A 330-nucleotide genomic window follows, 5' to 3' on the forward strand; every position below is an offset into this window, starting at 1 on the left:
AGGATCCCGGATTTGCCAAAGATCCAAACCTACCGCCTTTCCCCAGGACAACCAACGCCTGGTACACCTAACCTTCTCCGTCCCTCCATCGCACTTACGCGAGGTGCAGGAATATTAACCTGCTTCCCATCGACTACGACTTTCGTCCTCGCCTTAGGGGCCGACTCACCCTGCGCCGATTAACGTTGCGCAAGGAAACCTTGGGCTTTCGGCGTGCGGGTTTTTCACCCGCATTATCGTTACTCATGTCAGCATTCGCACTTCCGATACCTCCAGCAGACTTCTCAATCCACCTTCAACGGCTTACGGAACGCTCCTCTACCGCGCATA

The 330-nt window shown here is 54.8% G+C and carries 1 rRNA gene; it reads right to left on the reverse strand.

Annotation, left to right across the window (positions count from 1 at the left end):
• Positions 1 to 330, reverse strand: a 23S ribosomal RNA gene (locus tag G5A07_RS21205); the annotation flags it as partial.

It is taken from the genome of Stenotrophomonas sp. AS012628 (genome assembly GCF_010608305.1).
Taxonomy (GTDB): Bacteria; Pseudomonadota; Gammaproteobacteria; order Xanthomonadales; family Xanthomonadaceae; genus Stenotrophomonas; species Stenotrophomonas geniculata.